The sequence below is a fragment of the Candidatus Omnitrophota bacterium genome, from assembly GCA_023227985.1.
Classification (GTDB): domain Bacteria; phylum Omnitrophota; class Gorgyraeia; order Gygaellales; family Profunditerraquicolaceae; genus JALOCB01.
In genome coordinates this window covers 22,483-28,516 of the sequence record JALOCB010000019.1, presented here as the reverse complement: position 1 = coordinate 28,516, position 6,034 = coordinate 22,483, and the positions used below count along the sequence as shown (strand labels likewise).

General features: G+C 52.3%; 7 protein-coding genes. All 7 read right to left on the bottom strand.

Going from position 1 to position 6,034, the window contains the following annotated elements; all coding sequences use genetic code 11:
* Window positions 1–200: 200 nt before the first annotated feature.
* Window positions 201–1,082 (bottom strand): hypothetical protein, encoded by an 882-nt coding sequence (locus tag M0R35_05280; GenBank protein ID MCK9595073.1) that lies wholly within the window; start codon window positions 1,080–1,082, stop codon window positions 201–203.
* Window positions 1,083–1,251: 169 nt separating this feature from the next.
* Window positions 1,252–1,974: an LPS export ABC transporter ATP-binding protein gene (gene lptB / locus M0R35_05275; protein ID MCK9595072.1), complete on the bottom strand. Its 723-nt coding sequence runs from the start codon at window positions 1,972–1,974 to the stop codon at window positions 1,252–1,254.
* Entirely contained in the window at window positions 1,955–2,869 is a 915-nt protein-coding gene (gene lptC, locus M0R35_05270; protein MCK9595071.1) for an LPS export ABC transporter periplasmic protein LptC, read from the bottom strand. Before lptC ends, lptB begins: the two co-directional genes overlap by 20 nt.
* Entirely contained in the window at window positions 2,859–3,392 is a 534-nt protein-coding gene (locus M0R35_05265) for an HAD-IIIA family hydrolase (GenBank protein ID MCK9595070.1), read from the bottom strand. Before M0R35_05265 ends, lptC begins: the two co-directional genes overlap by 11 nt.
* 1 nt (window position 3,393) lies before the next feature.
* Window positions 3,394–4,374, bottom strand: a complete 981-nt coding sequence (locus tag M0R35_05260; protein ID MCK9595069.1) for a KpsF/GutQ family sugar-phosphate isomerase — start codon at window positions 4,372–4,374, stop codon at window positions 3,394–3,396.
* Window positions 4,375–4,453: 79 nt separating this feature from the next.
* Complete coding sequence (gene kdsA / locus M0R35_05255) at window positions 4,454–5,272, bottom strand: 3-deoxy-8-phosphooctulonate synthase (GenBank protein MCK9595068.1); 819 nt, start codon at window positions 5,270–5,272, stop codon at window positions 4,454–4,456.
* On the bottom strand, window positions 5,269–6,030 hold the full coding sequence (kdsB, locus tag M0R35_05250) for a 3-deoxy-manno-octulosonate cytidylyltransferase (GenBank protein ID MCK9595067.1): 762 nt from the start codon (window positions 6,028–6,030) through the stop codon (window positions 5,269–5,271). The genes kdsA and kdsB overlap by 4 nt, the downstream gene beginning before the upstream one ends.
* Between the last annotated feature and the right edge of the window lie 4 nt (window positions 6,031–6,034).

Sequence of the window (6,034 nt, the reverse complement as noted above, 5' to 3'; positions counted from 1 at the left end):
GCGAGTAGATATCGTAGGCGCGCTCAAAACCCTTGGCATTCTGCTCAACCACCATAGGCACTAACGATTGCATCTTCATATCCATATAACCCTCCTGGTATAGAGATACCACACCCGCGCCATTCCGATTAGCGTGGGGTGTCAATAATCAGATACCACACCGGCGTATATTCCGATTACGCCGGGTGTCAGTTTAAACTTTATCCTTCTACGATCTCCCAGGCTGCCGCCTTGAACACGAACTCCAGCACCTTCGCGGGCATATGCTCATCGGTCGGGATATTTTCTTTCTTGGCTATCGCGTTCAGGACCAGATAAACCCTGACCTGCTCCTTGGCCCGGGGCTCGAGCTCCTTGACCAATTCTTTTTCATGCCCGGCGATATTTTCCTTCGGTATGCCGCGGATCGCCATTTCCATCTTGGCGTTCCTGAGCATCTCTTCCATCTGTTTGCCGACTAATGCCTGAGGCAGCTTGAATTCCAGGCCTTTGGTCAACTGCTCGACGACCTGACGCTCGCCATCCTGGCGCTGGGCGTTGTCTTTCTGCACGGACAACTGGCGCTCTACCGTCTTCTCCAGCTCGGCCAGATTAGGATAACCCAGGCTCTTGGCGCAATCATCGTCGAGGACATCGATCTTCCTCGACTCCTTCAACGCGTCCAGGTTGCGCTTGATCTCGTCAGCGCTTACCCCGGACTTCTTGTATTTTATCTTTAAACCTTTGTAATTCTTGACTTCGATCTCCGGATAGACCTCGACCTCGGCCTTAAAAGAAAGGCTTGAGCGGTCAAGTTTCACATCCTTGATATCAGGCATATCCAGGACATTCAACCCTTCTTTTTCCACGGCCTTTCCGTAAAGCTCCGGGATAAGCTCTTTCAATACCTGTTCATGGGCCAGGCCGGAATATTCCTTTTCCAGGATATCGCGCGGGGCGTGCCCCGGGCGAAAACCTTTGATCTTGGCCTCTTGAGCGATCTTTTTAAATACTTCCTCGAACTTGTTCTTCACCAATTCCCCGTTCACCTCGACGGCGATCTCTTTCTTCGAACTATCCAGCGCCTTTACCTCTGTCTTCATCTCTGCCTTTCTTCAAGTTCCCTTCTTAACATCAATGATGCAATCAGGTCCTTTGATTTGATTTTACTGTTTTGTCGAACGTTGCCCCTCGGCGTTTCTGCCGAAACACCGAGGGTAAATTCGGCCATCCGGCTTATGTTCGCTGACGCTCCGTAAGCCGCGGCCTCATTTACATCTTAAAATTCTCGCCCAGATACAATTCGCGGGCCTTGGGGTCGTTGATCAGCTCCGGCGCGGTCCCGGAGATAAGGATCTTGCCGTTGGCTATTAAATACGCCCGGTCGGTTATGGAAAGGGTCTCCCGCACATTATGGTCGGTAAGCAGGATGCCCAGCCCTTTATTGCGCAATTCCTTGATGATCTCCTGGGCCTCGCCCACGATGATCGGGTCTATCCCGGAGAACGGCTCGTCCAGCAAGATAAACGAGGGGTTGGTAACCAGCGCCCTGGTGATCTCCAGCCTTCTTCTTTCGCCGCCGGAAAGGGTATATGCCTTGCTGTTCGCCAAATGGGCGATCTTCAACTCTTCCAGCAGATTGGTAAGCCTTTTCTTCCTCTCGGTCCGGCTTATCGGCAGCGTTTCCAGGATAGCCATAATATTTGCTTTTACCGTAAGCTTCCTGAATATCGACGGCTCCTGGGAAAGATACGCAATGCCGTAATGCGCCCGCTCGTGGATCGGCAGGCGGGTTATGTCCTGGTTGTCAAAAATGATCCTGCCTTTATCCGGAGGGATGACCCCTACCACCATATAAAACGTCGTAGTCTTGCCCGCGCCGTTGGGCCCGAGCAACCCGACGATCTCTTTGCGCTTAACCAGCATATCCACGCCCTTGACCACTTCCCTGCCGGCGTAAGATTTAGACAAACCTTTAATCTCCAAAAGATGCATTAAGCCCCTCCGTAGAATAGATCACCAGCCGGGGTTTGCCCGAAAGAGTGATCTTCCTGTCTTTAGCGTTGTAAACCGCTTCATCGCTGTAAGAAATATTGCCTTTATGATCTATCTTTACGCTGCCGCGGGCGATGATCTTCTCTATCTGCGCGCCGGCATAAGCCGGATCCGCCGAGGCCTTCGCAGGCTTGGGCTTGTCGCCGGTCAAGAAATACACTTCCATGATGTCGCTCTCGATCACCGCGTCCACAGTGACGACCTTGACGTTATTGTTAAAGACCCCTACGTTCTTCTGATAATCCACCTGGAGCGGGCCGTCGCAAGTTATCACGGTCGCCTCCCTCCGGGCCTTCGGCGCTTCTCCGGGCTCCTGCGGATTATTGATCTGCACCTGGACATCCTTTTCCAGGTCGACCTTGTTCATATCCGGATAACCTTTGGCCCCTTGGGCTACGATTATGATATCTTCTTTATTTATATTGACCTGGTCGGCAGTGCTGACCAATTGGCCTTTCCTGTCCCAATCCAGCGAATCAGTGGTCATCTTCGCGCCTGAAGAAGTGGTCACTACCACATTATCCTGCAGATGGACCTGGGAATTCTGGCGGTTAACGTCCCCCTGGTTCGCGGTCAGCTTGACCGTTTCTTTCTCGCCGTAAAGGTTGCCGACGATATCATCCAGCTTTATCGATTCTCCGCCGATATCCGCGGATTTACCGGAGATATCCCAGTTCTTCTTGCCTTTATCGCAAAACCCGGAGAGGGAAAAATCCGACATCTCCTGGCTGGGCTCCTGTTCTTTCGGGCTTGTCAGCAATGAACTGCCGGCGGCAAAACAATAGGAAGACGTTGTTAAAAAAATAGCCGCCGCTAAGAAAACCTCAGTTCTCATATGCCTTGATCAATTCATCCCACTTGCCCTGGGTCTTCAGGACCAGCTCCGCTATCTCCCTGACCGCGCCCCTGCCGCCTTTTTTAACGGTGGTATGGTCAGCCGCGGCCTTGATCTCGTTGCAGGCGTTGCAGACAGCGACCCCGAAACCCACCTGCTTCATCAGGCCCAGGTCCACCAGGTCGTCACCGACGAAACAAAGCTCGTCTTTGCCCACTTTGTACTTCGCCAGTATTTCCCCCAGGACCGAGGTCTTAGGGGAAACATCGGCGAAAACCGCATCCACTCTCATATCTTTAGCCCTGGGCTTTATCGTCCGGGAGCTCTTGGCGGTAATAAGCACCGTCGGGATTCCGGCTTTTTTCAAAAGATACACGCCCAGGCCGTCATGGACGTCAAAGAACTTAAGGTCGCGGCCCTTTGAATCGTAAACGATCCTGCCGTCAGTCAACACCCCGTCCACATCCAGAAGCATAACCTTTACTTTCTTGATCTTATTCAGGATGGATTCTTCGATCGGCATATCAGACAACCCCGGCGCGCAATATATCCTGCACATCCAATAACCCCACCGGCCGGTTCTTCTCGTCCACTACCGGGACTTCGTCGATTTTTCTTTCTTCAAGAATTCGCAGGGCCTCGGCGGCAAGCTGGTCCTTCTTTACCACCAGGGGGCTTTTGGTCATTACATCCTTGATCTTTCGCTGCGGCAATTTATCGTCTATCTCCAGATGCCTGCGCAGGTCGCCGTCGGTAAATATGCCCATTAGCTTGCCCTTGCTATCGACGACCGAAGCCGCGCCTGCCCTGGCCTGGGTGATCTTGACCAATACCTGAGAGACCGTTTTTTCCGCGCTGACCACGGGATTATTCCTGCCGGAGCGCATAATATCTCCGACAGTCAATAAAAGCCTGCGGCCCAGCGCCCCCCCCGGATGAAAAAGCGCGAAATCCTTTTCCTTAAAGCCATTTTTCTCCAAAAGGCATACTGCCAAAGCGTCGGTCATCGCCAGGGTCGCGGTAGTCGAAGCTGTCGGGGCCAGACCCAGCGGGCAGGCCTCTTTCTTCACCGAAACATCCAGGACCACGTCGCTGTACTTGGCCAGCGGCGAGTTCTTGTTACCGGTCAAAGCTATGATCTTTCCGCCGACCTTTTTCAGGACCGGCAAAAGTTGTTTTACCTCGGTGGTCGAACCGCTGTTGGAGATCACCACCACCACGTCATCCGAGGTGACCTTGCCCAGATCGCCGTGCGATGCCTCAGCCAGGTGCAAAAAAAGGCTGGGCGTGCCGGTAGAGGCCAGGGTTGCGGAGAATTTCTGGGCGATGATCCCGGTCTTGCCCATTCCGCTGACCACGATCCTGCCCTTTGAGCTCAAGATCAAAGAAAGCGCCTTCTTAAAATCTTTTCCGATGCGGCTTTTAAGCGCCCTTACCGCGTCCGCCTCAATATCCAAGACTTCTTTAGCTCTTTTTATACAGTCGATCATTTTAACGCCTCGAATACCTTATGTTTTGATTCAGCATGAGACCCTGACGAATATGCGAAAATACATTTTCGCATGTTTATGAGTCACGGGTATATTATTTCAGAGCCTTTTCTATCTTCTTAACCTCTTTCAACAACGCCGCCAGCATCTTCAGATCTATCATATTCGGCCCGTCGCATAAAGCCTTGTCCGGATTACTATGCACTTCCAGAAAAAGCCCGTCGCAGCCAAAAGCAATAGCCGCCCGCGAAAGCCCGGGCACGAACTGGCGCTGACCTGACGAACAATTCCCTTTGCCCCCGGGCAGCTGAACGCTGTGAGTGGCGTCGTAGATCACCGGATAGCCGAAGCCGCGGATTATGCCCAGGCTGCGGAAATCCGTAACCAGGTTGTTATAACCCAGGCTGAATCCCCGCTCGGTTATGACTATGGACTTGTTTCCCGCATTTTCCGCCTTCTTGATTATCGGCAGGATATCCCAGGGAGCGAGAAACTGCCCCTTCTTAATGTTCACCGCCCTGCCGCTTTTAGCCGCGGCGATCACCATATCGGTCTGCCGGCAGAGAAAGGCGGGTATCTGGATAATATCCAAAACCTTTTTCGCTTTATCTATATCCTTGGCGCAATGAACGTCGCTTAAAACAGGCAGGTTGAACTTCTGTTTCACCTTATTCAGGATCTCCAGCCCTTTTTCTATCCCCGGGCCGCGGAATGAATCCCCGGAAAGCCGGTTGGCCTTGTCATAACTGCATTTGAAGATAAGCGGGACGCCGGCTTCTTCAGCGACGCCCTTGATCCTTTTGGCCATATCCAGGCACATCTTCTCGGATTCGATCACGCAAGGCCCGGCGATCAGCGCCATCGGGTTCCTGCCGCCTATCTTTACCCTGCCTGCTTTTATCTCGCGTATCATATCTGCTCTTTCTTGAGATACTCTTTGACCTTTTCCAGGTCTTCCGGGGTATCCACGCCGATACTCTCATATTTCGTTTCGATAACCTTGATCTTATAGCCTTCTTCCAAAACCCTTAGCTGCTCGAGCTTCTCGACCTTCTCCAGGCTGGAGACGGTCAGGTTCTTGAAAGTAAATAGGAAATCCTTGGAATACCCGTAAAGCCCGATATGCTTGAAATAGACCGGGTTCTTGACGTCGGAGTTGGCAGCCAAAAACGGTATGGTGCTTCGCGAAAAATATAAGGCGAAATTATTCTTGTCCACCACCACCTTGACCACGTTAGGGTCGGTTATCTGGGCCGGATCCTCGATCTTTTTCATTATAGTCGCCATCCCGATCTCCGGAGAATTCAACAGGAATGAAGCGACATTATCGATCATCGTGGTGTGAACCAACGGCTCGTCCCCCTGGATGTTTATGACGACTTTAAAATCCAGTGGATTGACCACCTCGGCGATCCTGTCGGTCCCGGAGACATGCCCTTTGGCGGTAAAAACGACCTTTGCCCCGAACCCGCGGGCGATCTCGGCTACGCGCTCATTGTCGCAGGCGATAATCAATTCGTCCAGAAGCAGCGATTGCCTGGCCCGCTCCCAAACATGCTGGATCATCGGTTTGCCGAAGATATCGGCTAATACCTTAGCCTCAAAACGCGTGGAAGAGAACCGCGCCGGGATGATACCCACAACATCCTTCTTATCGCTATTGCTCCTCATAGTA